Origin of the sequence: Halomonas sp. GFAJ-1 (assembly GCF_000236625.2) — a bacterium.
Lineage (GTDB): Bacteria > Pseudomonadota > Gammaproteobacteria > Pseudomonadales > Halomonadaceae > Vreelandella.
This window is the reverse complement of record NZ_AHBC01000027.1, coordinates 149,923-174,644: the sequence shown is the minus strand read 5'-3', so window position 1 is coordinate 174,644 and position 24,722 is coordinate 149,923. Positions and strand designations below refer to the sequence as shown.

General features: G+C 54.0%; 24 protein-coding genes. 17 read left to right on the top strand and 7 right to left on the bottom strand.

Going from position 1 to position 24,722, the window contains the following annotated elements:
• Positions 1-61: 61 nt before the first annotated feature.
• From MOY_RS07845 to MOY_RS07825, 5 genes are all read left to right on the top strand, one after another.
• The gene (locus MOY_RS07845) at positions 62-355 is read left to right on the top strand and encodes an exodeoxyribonuclease VII small subunit (protein ID WP_009098383.1); all 294 of its coding nucleotides are present in this window, start codon (positions 62-64) and stop codon (positions 353-355) included.
• Entirely contained in the window at positions 349-1,242 is an 894-nt protein-coding gene (gene ispA / locus MOY_RS07840) for a (2E,6E)-farnesyl diphosphate synthase (RefSeq protein ID WP_009098381.1), read from the top strand. Before MOY_RS07845 ends, ispA begins: the two co-directional genes overlap by 7 nt.
• 64 nt (positions 1,243-1,306) lie before the next feature.
• A complete protein-coding gene (gene dxs, locus MOY_RS07835) occupies positions 1,307-3,223 on the top strand; it encodes a 1-deoxy-D-xylulose-5-phosphate synthase (RefSeq protein ID WP_009098379.1) in 1,917 nt (638 codons plus the stop codon).
• A gap of 30 nt (positions 3,224-3,253) precedes the next feature.
• Positions 3,254-4,015 carry a co-chaperone DjlA gene (djlA, locus tag MOY_RS07830; protein WP_009098377.1) on the top strand — a complete coding sequence of 254 codons (762 nt, stop codon included), beginning with the start codon at positions 3,254-3,256 and terminating at the stop codon, positions 4,013-4,015.
• Positions 4,016-4,081: 66 nt separating this feature from the next.
• Positions 4,082-4,714: a glutathione S-transferase family protein gene (locus tag MOY_RS07825; RefSeq protein ID WP_009098375.1), complete on the top strand. Its 633-nt coding sequence runs from the start codon at positions 4,082-4,084 to the stop codon at positions 4,712-4,714.
• A 41-nt stretch (positions 4,715-4,755) separates the two neighbouring features.
• Here the strand turns inward: MOY_RS07825 and cheZ are convergent, their stop codons facing one another.
• The 6 genes from cheZ to ribA all read right to left on the bottom strand — a co-directional run bounded on the left by cheZ (position 4,756) and on the right by ribA (position 12,176).
• Positions 4,756-5,442 carry a protein phosphatase CheZ gene (gene cheZ / locus MOY_RS07820; protein WP_035540399.1) on the bottom strand — a complete coding sequence of 229 codons (687 nt, stop codon included), beginning with the start codon at positions 5,440-5,442 and terminating at the stop codon, positions 4,756-4,758.
• 391 nt (positions 5,443-5,833) lie between these two features.
• Positions 5,834-6,265: a response regulator gene (locus MOY_RS07815; RefSeq protein ID WP_009098371.1), complete on the bottom strand. Its 432-nt coding sequence runs from the start codon at positions 6,263-6,265 to the stop codon at positions 5,834-5,836.
• Complete coding sequence (locus MOY_RS07810; protein ID WP_009098369.1) at positions 6,262-7,575, bottom strand: sensor histidine kinase; 1,314 nt, start codon at positions 7,573-7,575, stop codon at positions 6,262-6,264. Before MOY_RS07810 ends, MOY_RS07815 begins: the two co-directional genes overlap by 4 nt.
• Complete coding sequence (locus MOY_RS16680; RefSeq protein ID WP_009098367.1) at positions 7,575-10,133, bottom strand: PAS domain-containing protein; 2,559 nt, start codon at positions 10,131-10,133, stop codon at positions 7,575-7,577. The genes MOY_RS07810 and MOY_RS16680 overlap by 1 nt, the downstream gene beginning before the upstream one ends.
• A 26-nt stretch (positions 10,134-10,159) precedes the next feature.
• Complete coding sequence (locus tag MOY_RS07795) at positions 10,160-11,470, bottom strand: GGDEF domain-containing response regulator (RefSeq protein WP_009098366.1); 1,311 nt, start codon at positions 11,468-11,470, stop codon at positions 10,160-10,162.
• Between the two features lie 70 nt (positions 11,471-11,540).
• Positions 11,541-12,176: a GTP cyclohydrolase II gene (ribA, locus tag MOY_RS07790; protein WP_035540358.1), complete on the bottom strand. Its 636-nt coding sequence runs from the start codon at positions 12,174-12,176 to the stop codon at positions 11,541-11,543.
• 237 nt (positions 12,177-12,413) lie between these two features.
• On the opposite strand from ribA, the gene hemE reads away from it, so the two are divergent.
• The 8 genes from hemE to MOY_RS07750 all read left to right on the top strand — a co-directional run bounded on the left by hemE (position 12,414) and on the right by MOY_RS07750 (position 20,503).
• On the top strand, positions 12,414-13,529 hold the full coding sequence (gene hemE / locus MOY_RS07785; RefSeq protein ID WP_009098362.1) for a uroporphyrinogen decarboxylase: 1,116 nt from the start codon (positions 12,414-12,416) through the stop codon (positions 13,527-13,529).
• The gene (gene speE, locus MOY_RS07780; RefSeq protein ID WP_009098361.1) at positions 13,526-14,386 is read left to right on the top strand and encodes a polyamine aminopropyltransferase; all 861 of its coding nucleotides are present in this window, start codon (positions 13,526-13,528) and stop codon (positions 14,384-14,386) included. The genes hemE and speE overlap by 4 nt, the downstream gene beginning before the upstream one ends.
• A gap of 127 nt (positions 14,387-14,513) precedes the next feature.
• A complete protein-coding gene (locus MOY_RS07775; protein WP_009098360.1) occupies positions 14,514-15,524 on the top strand; it encodes an amino acid ABC transporter substrate-binding protein in 1,011 nt (336 codons plus the stop codon).
• 244 nt (positions 15,525-15,768) lie between these two features.
• Positions 15,769-16,794 (top strand): amino acid ABC transporter substrate-binding protein, encoded by a 1,026-nt coding sequence (locus MOY_RS07770; protein WP_009098359.1) that lies wholly within the window; start codon positions 15,769-15,771, stop codon positions 16,792-16,794.
• A gap of 84 nt (positions 16,795-16,878) precedes the next feature.
• Entirely contained in the window at positions 16,879-18,069 is a 1,191-nt protein-coding gene (locus MOY_RS07765; RefSeq protein WP_009098357.1) for an amino acid ABC transporter permease, read from the top strand.
• 21 nt (positions 18,070-18,090) lie between these two features.
• Positions 18,091-19,191: an amino acid ABC transporter permease gene (locus MOY_RS07760; RefSeq protein WP_009098356.1), complete on the top strand. Its 1,101-nt coding sequence runs from the start codon at positions 18,091-18,093 to the stop codon at positions 19,189-19,191.
• Positions 19,192-19,276: 85 nt separating this feature from the next.
• Positions 19,277-20,005 (top strand): amino acid ABC transporter ATP-binding protein, encoded by a 729-nt coding sequence (locus MOY_RS07755; RefSeq protein ID WP_009098355.1) that lies wholly within the window; start codon positions 19,277-19,279, stop codon positions 20,003-20,005.
• Between the two features lie 102 nt (positions 20,006-20,107).
• A complete protein-coding gene (locus MOY_RS07750) occupies positions 20,108-20,503 on the top strand; it encodes a RidA family protein (protein WP_009098354.1) in 396 nt (131 codons plus the stop codon).
• Here MOY_RS07750 and MOY_RS07745 read toward each other — a convergent pair.
• Positions 20,500-21,093, bottom strand: coding sequence for a histidine phosphatase family protein (locus tag MOY_RS07745; protein ID WP_035540356.1), 594 nt, complete (start codon positions 21,091-21,093; stop codon positions 20,500-20,502). The two genes, MOY_RS07750 and MOY_RS07745, sit on opposite strands and share 4 nt — an antisense overlap.
• A gap of 158 nt (positions 21,094-21,251) precedes the next feature.
• Between MOY_RS07745 and phnD the strand changes: the two genes are divergently transcribed.
• The 4 genes from phnD to phnE (MOY_RS07725) are packed head-to-tail and all read left to right on the top strand — an operon-like array spanning position 21,252 to position 24,707.
• Complete coding sequence (gene phnD / locus MOY_RS07740) at positions 21,252-22,241, top strand: phosphate/phosphite/phosphonate ABC transporter substrate-binding protein (protein ID WP_009098352.1); 990 nt, start codon at positions 21,252-21,254, stop codon at positions 22,239-22,241.
• Between the two features lie 57 nt (positions 22,242-22,298).
• On the top strand, positions 22,299-23,105 hold the full coding sequence (gene phnC / locus MOY_RS07735; RefSeq protein WP_009098351.1) for a phosphonate ABC transporter ATP-binding protein: 807 nt from the start codon (positions 22,299-22,301) through the stop codon (positions 23,103-23,105).
• Entirely contained in the window at positions 23,092-23,904 is an 813-nt protein-coding gene (gene phnE, locus MOY_RS07730; RefSeq protein WP_009098349.1) for a phosphonate ABC transporter, permease protein PhnE, read from the top strand. The genes phnC and phnE (MOY_RS07730) overlap by 14 nt, the downstream gene beginning before the upstream one ends.
• Entirely contained in the window at positions 23,898-24,707 is an 810-nt protein-coding gene (gene phnE / locus MOY_RS07725; protein ID WP_009098347.1) for a phosphonate ABC transporter, permease protein PhnE, read from the top strand. Before phnE (MOY_RS07730) ends, phnE (MOY_RS07725) begins: the two co-directional genes overlap by 7 nt.
• Positions 24,708-24,722 lie beyond the last annotated feature (15 nt).

Below are 24,722 nucleotides of genomic sequence, written 5' to 3'. Positions count from 1 at the left end.
GCAGCCCCACTTGCCGCCCTTTATCTGTTTGTGGCGTCCGTAAACCAGTAGGCATTAACCAATGAGCGAACACACACCACCCGCGCAAGATTTTGCCGCAACGGTCTCACAGTTAGAGAGCCTTGTGGAACGCCTTGAGTCCGGCGACCTCTCATTGGAAGATGCGCTGACAGCTTTCGAGCAAGGCGTCCGGCTAACCCGTGACGCCCAGCAGCGTCTCGACAGCGCAGAGCTAAAGGTGCGCGCCTTAAGCGAAGACCGCGACGGCCGTTTAGCGGTCGCCCCCTTTGCTGCCACCCCGGACGACACTGCCCAAACCAATGGGGACGACAGCGAGGAGACGCCACCATGGTAACCGCTAACCCAACACGGCTAACCACCCTGCGCCAAACCAGCAACGCCCGGGTAGACGCCACCCTCGCCGCACTATTCGACAGCCACCGCGCCGTTGATCCGCGCCTGGAAGCCGCCATGCGCCACGGCCTGCTGGTAGGCGGCAAACGCCTGCGCCCGCTGCTTGTGTATCTCGCAGGGCAGGCCCTGGGCGCTGATGATGAGGCCCTGGATGCCCCCGCGGCGGCGATTGAGCTGATTCACGCTTACTCGCTAATCCATGACGATTTACCCGCCATGGACGACGACGACTTGCGCCGCGGCCAACCGACGGTACATAAAGCCTTCGATGAAGCTACCGCTATTCTGGCCGGTGATGCGCTACAAGCGTTAGCGTTTGAAGTGCTCGCCCGCCGCCCGCACCCCCGGCTTGGCAGTATGGTGACTACGCTGGCGGTGGCTTCGGGTCGAGAAGGTATGGTCGCAGGCCAAGCACTGGACCTTGCCGCTGTGGGCGGCCACCCGGATGTCGACGCGCTAGCGCACATGCACAGCCATAAAACCGGCGCGCTCATTGTGGCCGCGGTACGTCTCGGTGGGCTAGTCGCCGTTGAAGAACAGGACCCGCGCTTAAGCGCATTAATTCGCTACGCCCGCGCCATTGGTCTAGCCTTCCAGATTCACGATGATGTGCTGGACGTGACGGGTGATACCGCCACGCTGGGTAAAGCATCCGGTGCCGATGCCGCCCGTGCCAAGCCCACTTATCCTAGCCTGCTAGGGCTTGCGGGCGCACAGCGCAAAGCACAAGCGCTGATTGATGAGGCCATTGCCGCCCTCGCCCCCCTGGGTGAGCGTGCCGCACCGCTGGCCGATCTGGCGCACTATATGATCGAGCGCGACCACTAAACGATGCTCTTAACCATGTTCTTAACGATGTTTTTAACTCCATACTCATGAAAGCATGCCGCCTATGAAGCTGTTCGACGAGATACCCCGCGAGCGCCCGACGACACCGCTGCTCGACTCCTTTGAGCACCCTGCCGCCCTGCGTGCCATGAATAGTAAGCAGCTTGCCCAGCTGGCAGATGAGCTGCGCGCTTACCTGCTGTATAGCGTCGGCGTTTCCGGCGGCCACTTTGGCGCAGGCCTCGGCGTCGTGGAGCTTAGCGTAGCGCTGCACCACGCTTTTCATACCCCTAAAGACCGCTTAGTGTGGGACGTGGGCCATCAAGCTTACCCTCATAAGATTCTCACGGGGCGCCGCGACGCGATGCTCAGTATTCGCCAGCACGGCGGCCTTGCAGCCTTTCCCCACCGGGCAGAGTCAGAGTACGACACCTTTGGCGTCGGCCACTCCAGCACCTCAATTTCCGCGGCCCTTGGCATGGCGCTGGCCGCCCAAGCGCAAGGCAACCCACGCAGGGTGTGTGCGATTATTGGCGACGGCGCGCTAACCGCAGGCATGGCGTTTGAAGCTCTGGCCCATGCCGGTCACGTTAACGCTAACCTGCTGGTGGTGCTGAACGACAACGAAATGTCGATTTCTGAAAACGTCGGCGGCATCGCGACGTACCTTGCCCGCGTGCTGTCCAGCAAGCCTTATCTCAAAATGCGCGAAGAGAGCAAAAAAGTGCTTTCTCACCTGCCCGGCGCCCTCGAGCTTGCCCGCCGCACCGAAGAGCACATGAAAGGTATGGTGAGCCCCGCCACGCTATTTGAAGAGATGGGCTTTAACTACGTCGGCCCCATCGATGGCCATGATTTGGACGCGCTAACCAGCACGCTGCACAACCTGCGCGATGAAGATGGGCCGCAGTTCCTGCATATTAAAACCGTCAAAGGTAAAGGCTTCTTACCCGCTGAAGCTGACCAGATTGGTTATCACGCCATCACTAAGCTGGAAAAACCTAGCGACATCGCCAAAGCATCGCTGGTGAAAAAGCCGGTAGCGCCAAAACAGAGCTCGAAGAAATACTGTAACGTCTTTGGTGACTGGCTATACGATATGGCCGCCGCCGACCCGCGGCTGATGGGCATTACTCCCGCCATGCGCGAAGGCTCAGATTTAATTCGCTTTTCCCAAGCCTACCCTGAGCGCTACTTTGATGTCGCCATTGCAGAGCAGCACGCGGTCACCTTGGCAGCAGGTATGGCTTGCGAAGGCATGAAACCGGTAGTGGCGATCTACTCCACCTTTTTACAGCGCGGCTACGACCAATTGATTCACGATGTGGCCGTACAGAACCTGGATGTCACCTTCGCGATTGACCGTGCAGGGCTGGTGGGGGAAGACGGGCCGACGCACCACGGCAGTATGGATCTTTCATTTTTACGCTGTGTGCCGGGCATGGTGATTTTAGCCCCCGCCGATGAGGCCGAATGCCGCGCCCTGCTTAGCGCCGCGTATCACCACCCTGGCCCCGCTGCCGTACGCTACCCGCGGGGAAGCGGCCCCGGCGTCGATATTCCCACGCACCTGGAACCCCTCGCCATCGGCAAGGCCGAGGTGCGCCGCCACGCCTCAAACGACGGAGTGCGTATCGCACTGCTGGCGTTTGGCAGTGTTAATAGCGCCGCCGCCGACGTGGCTGAAACGCTCAACGCCACTCACATTAATATGCGCTCAATTAAACCGCTTGACCGCGACGCCGTGCTACATGCTGCCGATGAGCACGAACTGCTCGTCACCCTGGAAGAGAACGTGATTGCCGGTGGCGCAGGCAGTGCAGTGAATGAACTCCTCCACGCCGAAGGCGTTCAAGTGGAGGTGCTAAATTTAGGCCTGCCGGACGCCTTTGTTGAACACGGCACCCCCGCCGAGCTTTTACGCGACTGCGGGCTAGATGCAGCGGGCATTGAACACGCGATCCGCGCCCGGCTGCCGTGATTTTTTGACGTTTAAATATTTGAGAATGCAATGCTATTTCTAATTATTCTATTTGGCCTGATTGGCCTCGCCATTGGCGGTTCTTGGGGCTTGCTCACGGGGGGTGTTTTAGGCTGGTGGCTGGGACGGCGCATCAAACGCCGCTTAACCATCGCGCGAATGCAAATCCAAGAGGGCTTTCTAGAGTCGATCTTTTCGGTGATGGGCTGCCTGTGCCAAGCCGACGGCAAGGTCACGGATGGCGAGCTGGGCGTAGCCGAAAAGCTGTTCGACCAGATGCACCTCCAGGGTGAACAGCGCGCTAAAGCGCGTGCCGCCTTTGAACGCGGTCGCGCCGACAATTTCAATCTTGATGCAGAACTGGCCAGCGTCAACCGCCTCACCCAGCGTCAGCCCATTTTACGTCAGGTGTTTTTGCAGGTTCAGCTCACCGCCATTGCTGCCGACGGCGTGCTCCACCCCGCCGAGCACGAAATGATTCTACGGGTGGCCCGCGGTGTTGGCTGCAGCGAAGCCGAAGTTCAACAAATTGAAGCAATGCTGCACGGCGCAGCCGCCAACTCCCAGGGCTCCAGCGAAGAAGCGCTTAAAGATGCGTATCAAGTGTTGGGGGTAAGTGAAGATGCCAGCGATACCGAGATCAAAAAGGCTTACCGCCGCCTAATGAGCCAAAACCACCCAGACAAACTGGCTGGCAAAGGGCTTCCCGACAGCATGCGCGAAGTTGCCCAGGCCCGCACCAGCGAGATTGGTAACGCCTACGAACGTATTCGTAGCGCCCGGGGGCAGTAGGTAATGACAAGCGTGCACGACAGTGCCTAAAGTGAGTCTTCCGCTGCACATCACAGGAGCCGCCTCATGATAACCAACTACAGCTTTCCGAACTCTCGCTCGGTGCGGGTTACCTGGACACTTGAAGAGCTCGGCCTGGAATACCGCTGCCAGCATGTCGCATTGGATAAAGGCGAGGGACAAACCACTGCGCACTTAGTCCGACACCCCGACGGCAAGGTGCCCGTGATTGAAGATGGTGAGCTAATACTGTTCGAGTCGGCGCCTATCTGCCGATACCTCGCAGAACAGTATGGAGACGGCAACCTGCTGCCAAACAGCGCTGCCGAGCGTGCGCAGGTAGATCAATGGCTGAGCTTTATCATTACCGAAATTGAGCAGCCGCTGTGGCTACAGGCCAAGCATAAGTTTGCCCTGCCCCAAGAACGGCGTGTGCCCGCGGTTTTACCCACCGCCGCGTGGGAGTTCCAGCGCGCACTACACGCGCTTGAGCGCCGCTATGATGGCCAAGAAACCCTTGTCGGCGATACGTTTACCCTGGCAGATCTATTTCTTACCCATACGCTAAGCTGGGCAGCTAGCATGAAGCACCGGTTACCCGAGCCATTAGTGGCTTACCACGCTCGCCATTCGGCACGCCCGGCGATGGCGCGCGCCATGGAAAAAGAGCAGGCAGCAAAAGAAGAGAGTGAAGATTAATACAGCAGCTAACCGCGCCTAGCCACCGGGCTAGGTGTCGGTTAAAAGCCTAGCTCATCCAGCAGGTCATCAACCTGATCTTGCCCCGCCACTACATCAGTCTTGTTTTGACTGACCTGCGGTCCGTTTCGCAGCTTGGCATGCTCGTCACGGTTATCTTCTGCCTTAACCCCATCGGTTACATTCGGGACATTATCCACCAGCACCTGAACCAGCTGCTCTTCGATAAGCTTGATGACTTCCATCATCTTTTTGATCACTTGGCCGGTAAGATCTTGGAAATCTTGCGCCATCATGATTTCTAGCAGCTCTTTTTGTGTGGCGCCGGTGGCATCCGGCAGCGTCTGGCTTAGATAGTGCTGGGTATCTTCAATCAGCGTCGCATCTCCGTCCACCTTGGCCAGCGCGGCGGCAGCTTTCTGCCAGCGCTGGCTCAGCGCATCGCCGGCACTCTCAAGGTCATCTTGTAATGGCTGGGCTCGTTCAACAGCATTTAAAGCGCGCTCAGCGGCCTGCTCTGTCATTGCCGCCACATAGCTAAGCCGATCATTAGCATCAGGGATCGCCTGCGCTGCCTGAGAGATCTGCTGATCCAACCCCAGCTCTTTCATACTGTCGCGCAGCAGGCGAGTTACATAGCCTATGCGGTGAATCATGTCATCAGCACTATCGTGCTTTCCCAACACCGACGGCATTGTCGAATCGTGGGCATTCTTAGTCGTGCTCATCGTAGCCTCTACGCTTATTTTTTTATCAGCAGGATTAACATTTTCGCCCGCATTCACGAATAGCACTCAACACTCACTACACACCCTCAATGATCTGTATAGAAGCGTTTATCTAATACTCTTAGAAAATACGACTCATTACAAATTATTAGAAACGCTTCACCAGCGCAGGACTCACCATTGAGGTGAGCGCATTCCGTAACGAGCTAACTAACGTGATGATACCCCGCTCAACTTAAGACTGCCCTAATAAAGCTAACCATATAAAATTATGCTGCCGTAGATGCCCCATAAATTTACTCGTCATACTCTCAGTAATATCGCGCGAGCATTCACAATGATGATTAACAGGAAGGTTCTGGCGCATGTTAGAGAAACAACACGCACATTTTTAAGATGGCCTTCTTACCAACGTCAACCAGTACTCTTCTAGCGCCTGGATAGCGTTAATAAACTGATCTATATCAACAGGTTTGACAATAAAGCCCGAAGCGCCAAGATCGTAAGAGTCAATAATATCGGACTCTGCTTCCGACGTGGTTAATACAACCACCGGTATTTGACGAAGTGTTTCCAAGGTTTTGAATTTTTTCAGGAACGTTTTGCCATCCATACGCGGCATATTAAGATCGAGCAGAATTAAGTCCGGCTTTGGCGCATTCTGATAGGGGGCTTCCTGCTTTAAAAATGCTAACGCCTCAACACCATCTCCCACGTCATGCACATCCACCAGTACTTTACCTTCATTGAAGGCCATTTTAGTGAGGTGCACATCCGCGGGTTCATCTTCCACCAGCAATACTTTAAACTGCGCGCGCGTCATTTTTCACTCCCTGCCGATGGCAAATCAAATATAAAACAGGCTCCCCCTTGGGGGCCATCTTCAATGCTTATACGGCCGTTGGTCTTTCTAAGTGCTTTGGCCACCAGTGCTAACCCCATCCCTGTACCTGGGTACTCTTCGTTATTAGGCACTAGGCGTGAAAACATATCGAAGATTTGCTCACGATATTCAGGTGCAACACCCTGGCCATTATCCTCTACCCGAAAACGTACTCGGTCACCCACCTTCAGCCCACTCACCACCACACGTAGCGGCCTATCTTTACAGCGGTACTGCCAAGCATTGTGCAGTAATATTTTAAAAATAAGGCTTAGCTGTTTCTTATCAAAATAAACACGGGGCAGCGGTGTAGCTATCTCCAGCTCGCACTCTAACCGCATGGGGTCTAATAGACGTTCCATCTGATAGACATCTTGCAGGATGGACAGAGTATCCAGCCGCTCAAATACAGGCGGTACGGTACCCAGACTTAAATAGCGCTGTACATCTGCCACGAGCTCGCTTAAACGTTGAGACTGGGTACTTATATAGTGAACGGCCATTGCCGTGCCTGGAGAAGCAGCATCAACAACTTCCCTTTTTAATTGCTGAGAAAAACTAATTAAGCGTCGGCTTGGCTCTTGAAAGTGGTGGGCCATTGCATGACCTAGCCGCTCCAAATCGCGATTCTGATGAGAAAGCGCATCAATTAACTGTTCATTATCTTTCTTTGCTTTACGTAGCCGGAAAATCATAAAAAGCAGCAATGCGATAAACAACGCCTGCGCAGAGGTAGCGATTAAACTTATCCATCTCGTTCTACGTTCAGCGGCTATTAATGCGGCTGTCTGCAGGTCCACCTGCTGCTCAACGCTTTTGATATAGTGCCGCTCAGCAGAGCTTTCGAACTCGCTGGTATCGTAGATGGACGATATTAATACCTCGCGGCCATCGATATTGTGCCGCTGGGTATTAATACCAACTACTTTGATGTTGCCATTGGCAAGCCTATGGCGCATGAACAAATGGTTGGAAGAGCGTTCACTCGCGCGCGCAATTTCCTCTTCTATCTGTGCCGGCGTTAACAGATTAATTTGACGTATATTGCGCTGCTCAAGATCATCGTAGCCATAAAATTCATAAGCAGCGGCGTTGGCGCGCACAATGTCCCCACTCGTGGTGTCAATCATCCACATAGGCGCTGAGTGACGTTCAAAATATTCATCAAAACTTGGAGTGGCCCAGGCGAACATCGGCAATAATAGCTGCAACACCAGCAGGTAGCCGAGAAACCGCGGTGTGTGTCGCATTAATCGGCTCCTTGAGCGGCATTTCTTATGGGTAGTGTAAAGATACAACAGCTGCCTTTCCCCTCACCCTCAGACTCTATCCAAATGCGTCCGTCATAACGATCGATAATCTTGCGGCAAACCGCTAGCCCTACGCCAGTGCCTTCATATTTTTCACGGGTATGCAGGCGTTGAAACACTTTGAATAGGCGCTCAATGTGCTCTGGCGCGATGCCAATACCGTTATCGCAGATACTGATTTGCCAGCATGCTGGATCAGAGAGTTCGATGACGGCAATATCAATGGTCACTGCCTGGTCGGTTGCACAATATTTTAATGCGTTGCCTATCAGATTCTGAAAAAGCCGGGTCATTTCATCCGGGCTAGCGACGACGTCTGGCCAATCACCAGTAACCGTTACCTGCGCCTGCGCTTCATCAATACTAGGTTTTAGAAAGTGCAGCGCTTCATCAAGGGATGCCTTGAGAGACATCATTTGCATAGGCTGCCCTTTACGGCCCACTCGGGAATACTCAAGTAGCGAGAGCAGCATGGCATCCATACGCTTGGCACCATCACTCATGTAATGCAGCATCGTGCGGCCATCGTCATCTAGGGTGTCCCCCAAGTGGCGCTGTAGCAGCTGCCCATAGCTGGTCACCATGCGCAGCGGCTGACGTAAATCATGCGATGCCGCGTAAGCAAAATGCTCAAGCTCTTGGTTTGATTTTTCTAAGGATTCTCGGTATTCGTCGCGTTCCTTTTGCAGTAAGTAAGCAGCCGTTATGTCACGTAAGTAACCGTGCCATATGGTACCGCCATCGCTTAAACGCTCTGGCATGGCAATGCCGTCTATCCACAGCAGCTTGCCGTTAGGATGGTTAACACGGTAGTTAGCATGCCAAATAGTCAATGTCTCTGCTGACTGTCGAATACTCTCTGCGACGGTCTCCCGGTCATCCGGGTGAATAGCATTAAATATACGCGTTATATCACTTGCCGCTTCTTCAATAGTTACGCCATAAATAGCTTCAATGCCTGGGCTGGCGTAGGGAAAGCAGGCATGGCCGCTGGGCGCAAGGTGATACTGGTAGATGGTACCAGGCAGCAGGGTTGCCAACTTTTTGAGCTGCTCTGTCACCTCAAAGGCTTCTCCCTCTGCTTCTTTGCGAGACGTGATATCGGTATGCGTGCCCGCCATCCATAACGGTGCTCCTACTTCATCTCGCTCTACAATGCGGCCACGGTCATGCACCCAAACCCAATGCCCATCTCGATGGCGCATACGCGCTTCCATGCTATAGCTGTCTACACGTCCCTCAAAGTGGTCTTGAAGGGCAGCATTAGAGCGAGCTAGATCATCTGGGTGACAAAACGTCATCCACGTATCAATGGTCGTGGGCTGAAGCTCAGCTAGGCGATAACCAACCATCTCTGCCCAGCGTTCGTTAAAACGCGTTTCGCCTGTTTGAACATTCCACTCCCAGGTGCCTGCCGCCGTCCCCCACAAAATATGATTAAGTGCCTGGCGCTGCTCTTTAATTTTGACCAAGTGCTTACGCCCCCGCCAATACAGAACGCCCAGCAGCAGTAAAGAGACAATCAAACCACTTAGTAATACGGTGAAAACCCACAGCCAATTGCCAAGCTCACGCTGCAAACGTAGCAACAACGGGGCATTGACAGGGTTATAAGGCGGCACCTGCAACGCCCTAGCCGTCTCTTCAAGGCGCAAGTAATCCATAGGGGCAACAAACCCTAAGGGTGCATCGGGCGGCATATTAAGTAATGCTCTGCTCACCGTTCGTTTATCTTCTTCAGAGACGCGGGGCAGCGCGGCAAATGACCATTCGGGATACAGGCGAGTTGAGTGCTCAAGAGGAAAGTGAGTATGCTGCTGGGCATTCAATACCTTGAGTTGATCAATACCCTCCCTGCTCTCTTGCTGCCATAATTCGAGCGTCCCGGTTCTCACAAACCCCGCGTCTATGTCTTTATCTATCAAGGCTTGAATAACGGCGTCGTGGTTACCTAGTTCGCGATAAACAGCAAAACGTTCAGGGCGAAATCCATGCTGATAGATTTCATACGCTTGGGTAAGGTAACCCCCTAAAAAACGCTTACCCGGCATGCCAATGACTAAGCCTTCAAGGTCTTCAAGCTGCTGAAGAGCATCACGATTTGCATGTGTGACGATGACACCACCCAGTGCATTAAGCCGATGTCCTGCATAAGGACGGGAGAGTGTTGCCAAAGCGCCACTTACATCGTATTGGTGGCGTATCGTTAAAAAGTGCAGCGGATTGGTGAGAACAAAATCAAGGTTTCCCGCCTCGATAGCGGCTTCTAACTGCTCCAGGCTTAAAGCGCTAAGCTCGACAGTCCGCTCCGGAAAAGCGCTATTCACAGCGTCTGCCACAGGGGCAAACTCCTGCTCTACAGCGCTTGCGTCGCGGTAGGCAAAGACACCGATAGTCAGAGAAGCCTGGGCAATACACGGCAGGAGTAGTAGAAGCGCTAACACTAAAGGGGTGAGCCAGCCTTGCTTCGTTATTTTTATAGACGCGGCCAACTGCATACCGTTTATCCTTATCGCATTAAAAGCTAGGCACTATTTACATTCACACAAACACGATTCCGACCACTGTTCTTTGCGTTATAAAGCGCGCTATCTGCTCTGGCTAGCCCCCCGTCGGGTCGATCATCATCAGGGTGCATCATGGTAGCGCCTATACTGGTCGTTACCTTGATCGTTAATGTTTCATCAAGGTCAATATTTAGGCTTTCAACAGCCGCTCTAAGCTTTTCAGCCGCTTTTTCTACGCCATCTCGTTCCGTGTGAGGAAGTAAAACAGCAAACTCCTCCCCCCCTAAACGGGCAAATACATCGTTTTCCCTTAACTGCTCAGTTACCACGTGTGAAAAGCGTTTTAACACTTCATCTCCCGCAGCATGCCCATAGGTATCATTAACACTTTTAAACCTATCTAAATCGAGCATCAGCATGCCAACACAGTAGTCAGCTTGGCGCTTAACTCGCCCGTACTCTCTGTCCGCTATATTCATGAAGCTACGGCGATTAAGCAAACCCGTTAACTCGTCATGCATCGCTAAATGGATCAGCCGCTCCTCCATCGCTTTTCGCTCACTAATATCCTGTTGTACGCCTACCATGCGAATAGGGTTTCCCTGCGCGTCTCGCTCAGTGACGTGACCGGATTCAAATAACCACACCCAATGGCCATCACGGTGAAGGATACGAAATTCGCACTGGTAATTAGGCAACTCGCCAGACAGGTAGCGTTCAACGGCTAGCTCAAAATGTTGGCGCTCTTCAGGATGTATGCGCTCTATCCAGGCTTCAGCATTAGCGGGCAGGTCTGGACTATCAGATTTAAAGCCCACGGTAGCCAGCCAGCGATCACTAAAAACAAACTCATTGCGGTCAAACAACCAGTCCCAAACCCCTAGTTTGCCCCCTTCAATGGCTGCCGCCATGCGCTCTTCAGAAAGCACTAAACGTTGCTCAAGCTTAGCGCGGCTAATGGCATAGCGTATGGTGCGTTTTAAAGAGTCCGCATCGATACTGCCTTTAACAAGATAGTCTTGAGCACCCATTTCAAGCACTTCTAGCGCAAAGTGAGCGTCGTCGTAACCTGTCAATACAACGATGGGCGTTCCAGCAGCGAGCCTTTTACAGGCTTGTACCGTTGCAATACCGCTTGAGTCTGGCAAGCTTAAATCGAGCAGAATAACATCAGGGAGTAAGGGCGCTTGCTGTAAATAATCGGCTAACTCTGAGAGGCTGCTTACCCAATCTAGCGTGGTCTCTTGATCTTCATACTTAAGCGTATACTTAATAAGACCGGCATCACCGGGATCATCTTCCACAAGCAAAATAGATAAGCGTTGCATCATTATGCCTTTGAGTTATCAATAAATTTACTTTGCGTTAAAGGCATACAACGGTCAAGCCTCTTTTTTTCTACCCCTTACGCTCAATATCCACGTCGCTGGCCTGGGTAAAATCATCCAGCGCCATCATATGGCCGAGCTTGCCCGCTTTAGTGGAGAGGTAGTGTTCGTTGTGCGGGTTCAGACCTGTGGTAATCGGCAGACGCTCGACCACATTCACTCCATCCCGAGTCAAGGCATCCACCTTGCGCGGGTTATTCGTCATCAGTTTTAACGCCGTAATACCTAAATGGTTGAGCATCGGCACGCACAGGTCGTAGCGGCGCATGTCGGCACCAAAACCGAGCTGTTCGTTGGCCTCGACCGTATCGGCCCCCTGGTCTTGAAGGTTGTAGGCGCGAATTTTATTAAGTAGCCCAATACCGCGCCCCTCTTGGCGCAGGTAGAACAGTACGCCCCGGCCCTCTTCGGCAATACGCTTGAGCGCCTCCTGCAGCTGATAACCACAGTCACAGCGCATGGAGAACAGCGCATCGCCGGTTAAGCACTCAGAGTGCACGCGCCCAAGCACTGGCTCGCCGCCGCTCACGTCGCCCAGCGTTAGCGCAATATGGTCTTTGCCCGTGGCCTCGTCTTCGAAACCATGCATAGTGAATGTCGCCCAGGGAGTGGGCAGCCGAGAAGCGGCAATGAAGCGGATGGTCACAGGTTACCTCGCTGATCAACCAAACCAGTTAACCACACCAGTGTTGGCAAAGTGGGCACATAGTTTACCAGGAAGCGGCGGCGGCCTCACGGTATCCCTAGGGTGCAACGATTAATAGGGTGCGACGATTAATGCCAGCCCAGACGCCGCCATGCGTCCTATCTTCACGTACAATTCCTATCTTCAGGTACAAAGACTCCCTTACAATGCGGGCAAATTTCTTAAGAGCAAGTGTTTATGACCACCACACCTTTGCAAAACGACCGTTTTCTCCGCGCGCTGGCTCGTCAGCCCGTAGACCGCACTCCGGTGTGGATGATGCGTCAAGCAGGCCGTTACCTGCCGGAATACCGCGCCAGCCGTGCCGATGCGGGTAGCTTTATGGATCTGTGTCGCAACCATGACTTGGCCTGTGAGGTCACGCTGCAGCCTTTAGAACGCTACCCCCTTGATGCCGCCATTCTGTTCTCAGATATATTGACGATCCCTGACGCGATGGGCTTGGGGCTCTATTTTGAAACCGGCGAAGGCCCGAAATTCAAAAAAACCGTGCGCACGCCACAAGAGGTTGCCGCACTCACCGTGCCCAACGCCGAGCGCGACCTTGATTATGTGATGCGCGCAGTGTCGACCATCCGTCGTGAGCTCAACGGCCGTATGCCGCTGATTGGTTTTTCAGGCAGCCCTTGGACGCTGGCTACTTACATGGTGGAGGGCGGTTCAAGTAAAGATTTCCGCCACCTGAAAACTATGCTTTACGATACGCCAGACACCATGCACCAGCTGCTGGACACCCTGGCCCACGCGGTAACCGACTACCTGAATGCCCAGATTCGTGCGGGCGCCCAGGCGGTGCAGATTTTTGACACCTGGGGCGGCGCGCTATCTACCCCGGCTTACCTTGAGTTCTCGCTGCGCTATATGGAGCAGATTGTTTCCGGTTTGATCCGCGACCACGACGGACGCCGCGTGCCGGTCATCCTGTTCACCAAAAATGGCGGCCAGTGGCTTGAACACATCGCCTGCGCCGGTGCCGATGCGCTGGGTATCGACTGGTCTACCGAGCTGTCTGACGCCCGCGCACGGGTGGGTCATAAAGTAGCCCTGCAAGGCAACCTCGACCCTAACGTGCTGTTCGCACGGCCTTCTGCTATTCGCGCTGAAGTGGCACGCGTGCTTGAAAGCTACGGCCACGGCCCGGGCCACGTGTTTAACCTGGGCCACGGCATCAGCCAGTTCACTAACCCAGATAATGTCACCGCCTTTATGGACGCGCTGCACGAGTTAAGCCCCCAATACCACCAAGGCATTGCAACGCAAACCAGCGTCCCACGCTCAGGAGCAAAGTCATGAGCGAACTACGTAACGACCAGTGGTTCACCGAGGTATTTGATAGCCACGGCAGCGCCTTCTCGCTGAAAATCTCTGAAAAACTGCTGGATGTACAGAGCCCTTACCAGCACCTAGAAGTGTACGCCACGGAGACCTACGGCAACCTGATGGTGCTGGATGGCTGCGTGATGCTGACCGACCGCGACAACTTCCTCTATCACGAGATGATTGCCCACCCGGCGCTATTCACCCATCAAGACCCCAAGCGGGTGGTGATCATTGGCGGCGGTGACTGTGGAACGCTTAAAGAGGTGCTCCGCCACCCCGGCGTTGAAAAAGTCACCCAAATCGACATTGATGAAGAGGTCACCAAGGCGGCGGAGCGTTTTTTCCCGGCGTTGGTGGAAGCTAACGGCGACCCCCGAGCCGAACTGCTATTTGCCGACGGCGTGAAGTGGGTAGATGACGCTGCCGATGAGAGCATCGATGTGCTGATTATCGACTCCACCGACCCGGTAGGCCCTGCCGAAGGGCTGTTTAAAACCGACTTCCTGAAGCGCTGCCACCGCATCCTAAAAAATGGTGGCGTGATGGTGCAGCAGAGCGAATCACCGCTCTACCACAGCGGCTCTATCATTCGTGAGCTGCGCAACGATATGCGTGAAGCAGGCTTTGATAGCGTGGCCACCCTGCCCTTCCCACAGCCGGTGTACCCCTCTGGCTGGTGGAGTGTGACCTTGGCGGGTAAAAACGCCAACGTGGAAAGCTTTCGCGAACAAGCTGCCGCCAGCCACGAAATGCCGCTACAGTACTACACAGGTGATGCCCACCGTGGCGCCCTGGCACTACCGCCCTTTATGCGGAAAGCCTTTGCGTAAGTGAGCGCTAAGGTATTGACAGCGAAGGCCGGGCATTGCTCGGCCTTTTTTGTGCGCTTAGTTTTATTTGCTAAATCTGTTTGTTTGCTAAACCTGTTTATTTAGCTATCCACGTTAAGGAATAAAAATGAAAAACGTTCGTTGGTTGGGGTTAGGAATCAGCATACTGCTACCCACGGTGGCCATGGCCAGCACTTTGGAAACGGTGCAGAACCGTGACAGCCTTCGCTGTGGCGTCAATGCCGCCCAGCCGGGCTTCTCTTCACTGGATGACGATGATCAGTACCGCGGCCTGGATACCGACGTGTGCCGAGCAGTTGCCGCAGCGGCGCTCGGGGATGCAACAAAAGTAGATTTCGTACCGCTAGACTCTGTAGAGCGCTTTACCGCCCTGCAGTCTGGCGAAGTCGATGTACTATCCCGCACCACCACGTGGACATCGAGCCGTGACACCACCCTGGGCATGCACTTTACCGGCGTTAGTTACTACGACGGCCAAGCCTTTATGGTCGCTAGTGACCTGGGCGTGCAAAGCGCCAAAGAGCTGGATGGCGCGGCAGTCTGCACTCAGTCCGGCACCACCAGTGAGCTTAACCTATCCGACTACTTCCGCCTCAATGGAATGACCTACGACGCCGTGGTGTTTGATGCCCCTGAGCAGTCGATCATCGGCTTTGAAGCGGGCCGCTGCGACGTTTTAAGCTCCGATGCCTCCCAGCTCTATGCTCAGCGCATGCAGCTTGCCGACCCCAGCATGGCTGTTGTACTCCCCGAAATCATCTCGAAAGAGCCGCTTGGCCCCGCCGTGCGCCAAGGCGATGACCAGTGGTTCAACATCGTCAAATGGACGCTGTTTGCCATGCTTAACGCCGAAGAATTGGGCGTTAGCCAGGAAAACGTGGACGAGCATCTCACCTCAGAAGACCCCGATGTGATGCGCCTGCTAGGTCAGGACGGTAATTTTGGCGAAGCCATGGGTATTGAGACCGACTGGGCTTACCAAATCGTCAAACAGGTAGGCAACTATGCGGATATTTATGATCGTAACGTGGGTACAGGGTCAGATTTCAATATTGCACGCGGCTTAAACAGTCTTTGGAATGACGGCGGCATTCAGTACGCTCCACCCATTCGCTAAGACGTCCGATTATTAAGCTCTCAGCAGAGAGTATCACCTCTGCATTAGCGGCTACGCACCAAAAAAGTGCGCACGGTAGCCGCTAATGCACTTTCATGCACCACAACTTTGGTAGGAAATTGCTCCGTTTTGCGTTGAAAAGCGCTGAATTTAACGTCGTATCATTCTTGGCACCTTCCTTGCTAGCTTTTAGTGTCATGCACCTGCATGCATAACGACATTACATCTAGGAAGGGGAACTACCATGTTTAACAAGAAACACTTGGTACTGCTGGCATCTGCGGGCGCCATCACCGTTGCGGGCGTAGCAACTGCGCAGGCCAGCACGCTCGAAGATACCAAATCACGCGGGGCCGTTCAGTGTGGTGTTAGCGATGGCTTACCAGGTTTTTCCGCGCCAGACGATAGCGGCGAGTGGCAAGGTATCGACGTTGACGTATGCCGCGCCGTAGCAGCAGCGGTGCTGGGTGATGCCGATGCGGTTAACTACATCTCCTTAAATGCGGTTGAGCGCTTCACCGCGCTGCAGTCGGGCGAAGTGGACGTACTGTCACGCAACACCACCTGGACCACTACCCGCGATACGACCCTAGGTCTTAACTTTACCGGTGTTAACTTTTACGACGGCCAGGGCTTTATGGTTTCCCGCGACCTGGGCGTTTCAGAAGCCTCTGAGTTAGATGGCGCCGCTATCTGCATCCAGTCGGGCACCACTACAGAACTCAACCTAGCTGACTACTTCCGTGCTAACGACATGGAATTCGACCCGATTGTATTTGATACGTCTGAGCAAACGGTAGGTGGCTTCCAAGCTGGCCGCTGTGACGTACTCACCTCTGATACCTCTCAGCTTGCTGCTCTGCGCATCCAACTAGATGACCCAGATGGCGCCGTCATTCTCTCCGATGTTATCTCAAAAGAGCCCCTTGGCCCGGTGGTTCGCCAGGGCGACGACCAGTGGTTCAATATCGTCAAATGGTCACTCTTTGCCATGCTTAACGGTGAAGAGTATGGCGTTACCAGCGAAAACGCTGAAGAAATGCGCGACTCTGATAACCCCGACATTGCACGCCTGCTCGGCCAAGACGGCAACTACGGTGAAGGCATGGGCTTAGACGCTGACTGGGCTTACAACATCCTAAGCCAAGTGGGTAACTACGGCGAAAGCTTTGAGCGTAACGTAGGAATGGACTCTCCGCTGGAAATCGAACGCGGCGTTAACGCGCTGTGGAACCAAGGCGGCTTCCAGTACGCACCGCCGATTCGCTAAGCGTCTCGATTGACCCCGGCCCGCCCTCCTGTTTAGTGACGGCGGGCCATTTGATTGACCTGCCGTATCGCGGAGACGCTATCCATGTCCGTTCGACCCAACTCTCGCCCGGTCGGCCAAAAGCCTCCCTTCTGGCGAGACCGCGCTAAGCGCGCTCTTATTTTTCAGTTACTCCTTGTGGCCGCTGTCGCCGCTTTTTTGCTCTATATCGTCGGGAATACCCAGGACAACTTATCCGCACGTGGCATTACTACCGGGTTTGGTTTCCTAGGTAACACCGCAGGCTTTGGGATAGTTCAGAGTCTGATCGACTACTCATCCCAAAGCACCTACGGCCGCACGTTTGTCGTGGGCCTGCTCAACACCCTATTGGTAGGGGGTTTAGGGGTCTTAGCGGCGACCATCATTGGGTTTATTGTCGGGATTGCCCGCCTGTCGCCTAACTGGTTACTTGCCCGCTTAGCCAATGCGTATATCGAAACCTTTCGTAATATCCCACTGCTACTGCAAATTTTCTTCTGGTACTACGCAGTGCTTCGCACGCTGCCCAGCGCCAGGGACAGTCTCGCCTTTGGTGAAGTTATCTTCCTCAACGTGCGCGGCCTCTACCTGCCTGAACCGCTCTTTGAGTCAGGCTTTGGCCTCATCCCCGCAACCTTTATGGCCGCGGTCATTGCCAGCATTGCGCTGGTTGTTTGGAACAAACGCCGCCATGAGGCAACCGGCAAACGCATCCCAGCTTACTGGATTTCGTTTGCGTTAATTTTCGGCTTACCCATGCTGGTATTGGTGGCCACGGGTGTGCCGGTTACTTGGGATGTGCCAGAGCTGCGTGGCTTTAACTTCCGCGGTGGCATTACGATCATTCCTGAGTTCCTCGCTTTATGGCTTGCGCTGTCGATTTATACCGCCTCGTTTATCGCCGAAATTGTGCGCTCAGGCATTCAGGCCATTTCACACGGCCAAACCGAAGCCGCCCAGGCGCTTAGCCTGCCGCGCAATCTAGTACTGCGCTTAGTGGTCATTCCCCAGGCGCTGCGTGTGATTATTCCGCCGCTTACTAGCCAATATCTAAACCTGATCAAGAACTCATCGCTGGCCACGGCTATTGGTTACCCAGACCTTGTCTCGGTGTTTGCAGGCACCACGCTGAACCAGACTGGCCAAGCCATTGAGGTCATTGCCATGACCATGGCGGTCTATCTGACCATCAGCCTACTGGTGTCCATGTTTATGAACTGGTTCAACGCCCGCGTGGCGCTGGTTGAACGCTAGGCCAATGGCGAGGAAATACACATGATTCATAACCAATCGATGATTGATCCGAGGCCCGCCCCCAGTAGTTCAGTGGGGCCAGTCGCGTGGCTGCGCACCAACCTGTTTAACGGCCCAATCAATACCATCTTTACGCTTATCGGGCTTTACGTGCTGTATCTTTTGGTCGTGCCCACCGTGCAGTGGGCGTTTATTAACGCCGACTGGGTCGGCACGAGCCGCGACGACTGCTCACGTGAAGGCGCTTGCTGGGTATTTGTCAATGCCCGCTTTAGCCAGTTTATTTATGGCCTTTATCCGCGCACAGAAATATGGCGCGCTAACGTGGCGTTTGCGGGTTTCTTTGCGCTGATTGCATGGCTGGCTATTCCCAAGCTGCCCTTTAAACGCTGGGTGGCGGTGTTTGCCTTAGTGGGCTTTCCGGTAGTGGCCTACGTGCTGCTCCACGGCGGCTACTTCGACCTGCCCCGCGTACCCACTCACCGCTGGGGCGGTTTAATGCTGACCCTGCTGTTGGCCACCGTCGGTATGGTGGGCGCGCTACCCATTGGTATTGTGCTGGCATTGGGGCGGCGCTCTAATATGCCCATCGTCAAAAGCTTCTGCGTAGTATTCATTGAGTTTTGGCGCGGTGTGCCGCTGATTACCGTCCTGTTCATGGCCTCGGTAATGCTGCCGCTGTTCTTACCCTCAGGAATCAGCGTTGACCGCTTAGTACGTGCGCTTATCGGCCTTACGCTGTTCCAAAGTGCCTATATGGCTGAGGTTATCCGGGGTGGTTTACAGGCTATTCCCAAAGGCCAAGAAGAGGCTGCGGCCGCGCTAGGGATGACCTACTGGAAACGCATGGGGCTGATTGTGTTACCCCAAGCGCTAAAGATGATGATTCCAGGCATCGTGAATACCTTTATCTCGCTGTTTAAAGACACCACGCTGGTCATGATTATCGGCTTGTTTGACCTATTAGGGATCGTGCAAGCGGCACTGTCCGACTCTCGCTGGCTGGGCTTCTCGCTAGAGGGCTATGTATTTGCCGCGTTTATGTTCTGGATCTTCTGTTTCAGCATGTCGCGCTATAGCCAGTACTTAGAACGCAAGCTACACACCGGCCATAAGCGCTAACGCCGCTTTTATTAACGATTTTTAGCAGGATACTGACATGACACAAGCAGCCACCAACGTCTCTGGCACACGTACTTCTGATCTGATGGTTGAAATGCGCGGCGTTAACAAATGGTACGGCGACTTTCACGTGCTACGCGATATCGACCTAGAGGTTAAACGCGGTGAGCGTATCGTTATATGTGGACCTTCTGGCTCGGGTAAATCCACGTTGATTCGCTGCATCAATCATTTAGAAGAGCACCAGCAGGGTGAAATCGTGGTGGGCGGCGTGCCGCTGACCCAGGACGTTAAGCGTATCGAGCAGATTCGTCGCAGCGTGGGCATGGTCTTCCAGCACTTTAACCTCTTCCCCCATTTATCGGTGCTGGAAAACTGTTGTATCGCGCCCATGTGGGTGCAGAAAAAGCCGCGCCGCGAAGCAGAAGAGCAGGCCATGCGTTACCTAGAGCGGGTGCGCATTGCCGAGCAGGCCAAAAAGTATCCCGGACAGCTTTCAGGCGGCCAGCAGCAGCGGGTGGCGATTGCCCGCTCGCTGTGTATGCACCCCGATGTGATGCTTTTCGACGAGCCCACCTCCGCCCTTGACCCTGAAATGATTAAAGAAGTGCTAGACGTCATGGTCGAGCTGGCCAATGAGGGCATGACCATGCTTTGCGTGACCCACGAAATGGGCTTCGCCAAAACCGTCGCCGACCGGGTGATTTTTATGGATCAGGGGCAAATCATTGAGGAGAACGCGCCTGAGCCGTTCTTTAATAACCCACAGTCTGAGCGCACGAAGCTGTTCTTAAGCCAGATTCTGGGGCACTAAGTACGGGAATGGGTAAGACAATGGGCCTCATCGCAGGCCCATTTTTGTATTTCATTTATAACTAGCATCGCCGACACATCGACATAAGAGAGACAGTTTACGATGGAAAAGCTATTTATCGACCGCGCCCCACAGCCGATTGCGCCCTTCTCCCACGCATGCCGGGTGGGAGATTTGGTATTTATTACCGGCCAAATGCCCACTGTTCCGGAAACCAACGAAATGCTGCTGGGTACGTTTACCGAACAAACCCACCGCGTGATGCAAAACCTAGCGATTGTGCTGGAAGAGGTGGGCAGCAGCTTTGAGTACGTGGTTCAGTCACGGGTATTTATTACCAACATGGGCCACTTTGACGAGGTAAATGGTGTATATGCCAGCTACTTCCAGAAGCCGCTGCCTACCCGCACCTGTATTGGCGTTACCGGCCTTGCCGGTGGTGCGGACGTAGAAGTGGACATGATTGCCTGGATTCCGCCCAAAGAAAGCAACGCTTAACCGCCCAGCCGGGTAATACTCGCGGGCAGTAGTGCGGCCTGCTCACGGTGTTGCGTCAGCGGTTTATTGGCCAGCGCAGTGAGCAGTATCTGTAACGGATCCCCATGACTAACCACCAGCACCGTCTCGCCGCTGCACTGCTGCTCTAGCCCCTCGATCACTGCACACAATCTCGCAGCTACGCGGCTTACGGCTTCCACTTGGTACTGCTGATGGTCGGCATCCTGAGCATCTAGCGCCCATACATCGGGGTAATATCGATCCGCCTGACCATCAAGCTCACCAAAATAGCGCTCACGCAGGCGCTGCTCTTTCTTCAGCGTTAAACCAAAAGCACTGGCAACCCTTTCAGCGGTTTGTGTTGTACGTAAAAAGTCCGAATGCACTACCCGCGTCGGGGTTGGCCACTGCCAGTCTTCTACCGTCTCAAGCAGTTGCTGTTCTCCCAAAGCAGAAAGCCCAAACGCGTTAAGCCCCCTTTCAGGCGAGCTAATAATTAAGCCCTGCTCATTGGCTTGGCTATGCCCATGACGCATCAAGAGATAGCTGTTTCGCCAATGATAGGAAGAGGTTCTGAAAGTGTTTGACATAGCTTTGCAATAAATCCTAGATTGGAAGAGATCGTTTTCGAAAAATAAACATCTAGCATTACCAATGTCCACTTACGAAACGCACGCCAAGCAAAAGAAAGCGCTAAACGCGATAGTGGATAGCAAAACACAAAAATAACGCATATAAGAGGCTAACTATGGAAACATCACGTTTCTGCAAACGACCGCTTGCTATGTTCGCGGCGGCATCGCTGCTCCCCTTAGCACTGCTCTCTACCCACGCCTTCGCAGAATGCGAACGCGGCGATCTTGACACTATTTTCTGCGACGAAGATGGCGATATGGTCGCTGACCGGCCAAGCGATGAGTCAAAGTGGGTCAACCCAGACACTCTTATTTTTGCTTATACGCCCGTAGAAGATCCTGCCATTTATTCAGACATCTGGCAGCCTTTTATTGACCACTTATCTGAGGTTACCGAGCGTAACGTGCGTTTCTTCGCGGTACAGTCCAACGCCGCACAGGTTGAAGCCATGCGCAGCGGGCGATTGCATATCGCCGGTTTCTCAACCGGGCCAACCCCATTTGCCGTTAATTTAGCGGGTGCGGTGCCTTTTGCGCTGATGGGCTCCGACGACGGCCAGTTCGGCTACACCCTGCAGATGTTCACCCACGTGGACTCTGACATTGAGAGCCTTGAAGACCTTAAAGGTAAACGGGTAGCCCACACCTCACCTACCTCTAACTCTGGCAACTTGGCTCCGCGTGCCTTGCTGCCCGAACTAGGGATCACGCCAGAGGAAGATTATGACGTGGTCTACTCCGGCAGCCACGACCAGTCCATGCTGGGTGTTGTAGCGCGTGACTACGACGCAGCGCCGGTCGCTTCTGAGGTTGTCGAGCGCATGGCCGCACGGGGGCTTTACGATGAAGAGGATGTTCGGCTGATTTATGAGTCAGACCGCTTCCCTACCACCTCCTATAACTACGCCCATAACTTGCACCCAGACCTCGTGGAGAAAATCGAAGAAGCCTTTTTTACCTTTGATTTTGTCGGCACCGAACTTGGCGAAGAGTTTGAGGGCGTCGAGAAGTTTATTCCGATTAATTACAAAGATAACTGGCAAGTGATTCGCACCATCCAAGCCGCTAATGACGTGCGTTATACGCGGGAAAATTTGGAGTAACGCGTACCGCGCCGCTACTCGCGGCGCGGTTCTTCGTTTATCGATGGAAGCGAACCTATGCTGGAAATTACAAATCTGGTCAAGCGTTATGGCCACAACGAGGCGGTGCTAAAAGGCCTCGATCTTAAGGTAGAAGACAACAGCGTTGTGTCTATCGTAGGCGCTTCCGGTGCCGGTAAAAGCACCATGCTGCGCTGTATCAACCGCTTAGTAGAGCCCACGTCAGGCTCGATCAAACTCAACGGTGCTGAGCTGGTTAACGTGAAAGGGGCTGAGTTACGCCGTGCCCGGCGCAAAATTGGCATGGTGTTCCAGGGCTTTAACTTACTGGATCGGCTCACGGTTATGGAGAACGTACTCGCCGGGCGGCTTGGCTACGTTAACCTCTATCAAGCCATCTCACGTCGCTACCCCCAAGCCGATATAGAGCGCGCATTTAGCCTCATGGAGCGAGTGGGCATTGCCCATTACGCCAATAAGCGTGCCGATGAGCTTTCCGGCGGTGAGCGCCAGCGCGTTGGCGTAGTGCGAGCGTTAATGCAAGAACCTGACTTACTGCTGGCCGACGAGCCAACGGCATCGCTAGACCCACGTACGTCGGAACAAATCATGATTCTGCTGCAGAGCCTTGCCAGTGAGCTTTCGCTGCCAGTATTGATCAACATTCACAACGTTGCCCAGGCAAAAACCTACACAGAGCGCATTGTCGGCCTGCGCCACGGCAAGATGATTTTTGACGGGCGGCCCGCGGACTTTAACAAAGACGCGCTAGATGCCATTTATGGTGGCATTGAGGCACCGGATGAAACGGTTTCCGAGCAGCCGCACCGCTCAGCGGAGGTAGAACGCCATGACTCCGCCTGACCCCCAACCCCATGTGCCTCGCACCTGGAAAAAGCCGCCGTTTATTGCCAACCCCTTTATTCGCTACGGCATTTTTATTGTCGCCGCGATTTATCTGGTGTGGGCTTTCGGTTCTTTGCCGTTTAACTGGGCACGCATTTCGGAAGGCCTACCTAGGGCTGCCCGCATCTTTAGCGGCGGCTTCCCACCAAGCTTTGAGCGCTTTGGCCTGCTGCTCACCGGGTTTAAAGAGAGCTTTCAAATCGCCATTCTGGCAACGCTCTTGGGTGTGCTGCTCTCGATTCCTTTTGCGGTGATGGCCGCACGTAACATTGCCCCCCTACCGATCTACTTAATTGGCCGTTCGGTGATCATTATCTCGCGCAGCTTTCACCCAGTGATTGTGGCCATTTTATTTGTCGCAGCGGTGGGCTTTGGGCCGCTGGCAGGTATTTTAACGCTCACCCTCTACTCCATTGGCTTTGTAGGCAAACTGCTGGCCGAAGAGATTGAGGAGATTGACTGGGGGCAAGTAGAAGCCATGCGCGCAGCAGGTGCAGGCTATATAGCCACACTGTATTACGCTGTCTTCCCACAAATATTACCCCGTCAAGTTGGTTTATCAATGTATCAACTTGACAGCAATTTGCGCGCCTCTGCGGTGGTTGGCATCGTCGGGGCGGGGGGTATCGGTGGCACGTTAATGAATGCCTTTGGCCGTTACGATTACGACTTCGCCTTTGCGATTCTGCTGATCATTATTGCGGTTATTTTGCTCAGTGAAGGCATCAGCGGCTGGGTAAGGAAAAAAATATGGTAGATCACGCACAGCAACTCGCCGACCGCGTTTGGCAACGCTACGACCGTAAAGAGAGGCTCATCCGCTATGCGGTGCTACTAGGCACGTTGATGCTGGTGTTCTGGGCAGTTCGCGATATTGATATTTTCTGGCCCTGGGTGTGGGACGCCCCCAATCAAATGTCGAATTTGGGTGCGCGCATGTGGCCCCCGAGCGCTGCCGGGCTAAGCAATATTTTGAACGCGCTGCTGGAAACGGTGCATATCGCGACGCTAGCAACCTTTCTCACTATTTTTCTAGCCCTGCCGGTGGCCTATATCGCTGCCCAAAACACCACGCCCAATCGTGCGTGCCTGTGGCTCGGGCGCTTTATTCTGGTCTCAAGCCGCTCGGTTAATACAATTATATGGGCGCTGTTATTCGTGGCCATTTTTGGCCCCGGCGTGTTAGCAGGGATCCTGGCGATTGTGTTTCGCTCGATAGGCTTTATCGGCAAATTAATGGGCGAAGCCATTGAGGAAATCGATCGCCGACCGGTGGAGGCTATGGAAGCCACCGGTGCTTCCAAAGCCAAAGTGGTTGCCTACGCTATTGTGCCTCAGGTGATGCCGGCCTTTTTCGCCATTGTGATTTTGCGTTGGGACATCAACATTCGTGAGTCCACCGTGCTAGGGCTCGTGGGCGCTGGCGGTATTGGCGTGATTCTTCAGGGCGCTATCGATACCTTTGCCTGGCCCACTGTTGCCACCATTTTGATCGCGATCATCGTGCTTGTACTGATTGGCGAGGCAATTACCAGCTTACTGCGCAGCAAGGTACTTTAACTCTCCAAAACATGT

Bases quoted from the DNA above. Each gene is read 5' to 3' on its own strand.
- MOY_RS07845 (WP_009098383.1), top strand. From the start codon at position 62: ATGAGCGAACACACACCACCCGCGCAAGATTTTGCCGCAACGGTCTCA.
- ispA (WP_009098381.1), top strand. From the start codon at position 349: ATGGTAACCGCTAACCCAACACGGCTAACCACCCTGCGCCAAACCAGC.
- dxs (WP_009098379.1), top strand. From the start codon at position 1,307: ATGAAGCTGTTCGACGAGATACCCCGCGAGCGCCCGACGACACCGCTG.
- djlA (WP_009098377.1), top strand. From the start codon at position 3,254: ATGCTATTTCTAATTATTCTATTTGGCCTGATTGGCCTCGCCATTGGC.
- MOY_RS07825 (WP_009098375.1), top strand. From the start codon at position 4,082: ATGATAACCAACTACAGCTTTCCGAACTCTCGCTCGGTGCGGGTTACC.
- cheZ (WP_035540399.1), bottom strand. From the start codon at position 5,442: ATGAGCACGACTAAGAATGCCCACGATTCGACAATGCCGTCGGTGTTG.
- MOY_RS07815 (WP_009098371.1), bottom strand. From the start codon at position 6,265: ATGACGCGCGCGCAGTTTAAAGTATTGCTGGTGGAAGATGAACCCGCG.
- MOY_RS07810 (WP_009098369.1), bottom strand. From the start codon at position 7,575: ATGCGACACACACCGCGGTTTCTCGGCTACCTGCTGGTGTTGCAGCTA.
- MOY_RS16680 (WP_009098367.1), bottom strand. From the start codon at position 10,133: ATGCAGTTGGCCGCGTCTATAAAAATAACGAAGCAAGGCTGGCTCACC.
- MOY_RS07795 (WP_009098366.1), bottom strand. From the start codon at position 11,470: ATGCAACGCTTATCTATTTTGCTTGTGGAAGATGATCCCGGTGATGCC.
- hemE (WP_009098362.1), top strand. From the start codon at position 12,414: ATGACCACCACACCTTTGCAAAACGACCGTTTTCTCCGCGCGCTGGCT.
- speE (WP_009098361.1), top strand. From the start codon at position 13,526: ATGAGCGAACTACGTAACGACCAGTGGTTCACCGAGGTATTTGATAGC.
- MOY_RS07775 (WP_009098360.1), top strand. From the start codon at position 14,514: ATGAAAAACGTTCGTTGGTTGGGGTTAGGAATCAGCATACTGCTACCC.
- MOY_RS07770 (WP_009098359.1), top strand. From the start codon at position 15,769: ATGTTTAACAAGAAACACTTGGTACTGCTGGCATCTGCGGGCGCCATC.
- MOY_RS07765 (WP_009098357.1), top strand. From the start codon at position 16,879: ATGTCCGTTCGACCCAACTCTCGCCCGGTCGGCCAAAAGCCTCCCTTC.
- MOY_RS07760 (WP_009098356.1), top strand. From the start codon at position 18,091: ATGATTCATAACCAATCGATGATTGATCCGAGGCCCGCCCCCAGTAGT.
- MOY_RS07755 (WP_009098355.1), top strand. From the start codon at position 19,277: ATGGTTGAAATGCGCGGCGTTAACAAATGGTACGGCGACTTTCACGTG.
- MOY_RS07750 (WP_009098354.1), top strand. From the start codon at position 20,108: ATGGAAAAGCTATTTATCGACCGCGCCCCACAGCCGATTGCGCCCTTC.
- MOY_RS07745 (WP_035540356.1), bottom strand. From the start codon at position 21,093: ATGTCAAACACTTTCAGAACCTCTTCCTATCATTGGCGAAACAGCTAT.
- phnD (WP_009098352.1), top strand. From the start codon at position 21,252: ATGGAAACATCACGTTTCTGCAAACGACCGCTTGCTATGTTCGCGGCG.
- phnC (WP_009098351.1), top strand. From the start codon at position 22,299: ATGCTGGAAATTACAAATCTGGTCAAGCGTTATGGCCACAACGAGGCG.
- phnE (WP_009098349.1), top strand. From the start codon at position 23,092: ATGACTCCGCCTGACCCCCAACCCCATGTGCCTCGCACCTGGAAAAAG.
- phnE (WP_009098347.1), top strand. From the start codon at position 23,898: ATGGTAGATCACGCACAGCAACTCGCCGACCGCGTTTGGCAACGCTAC.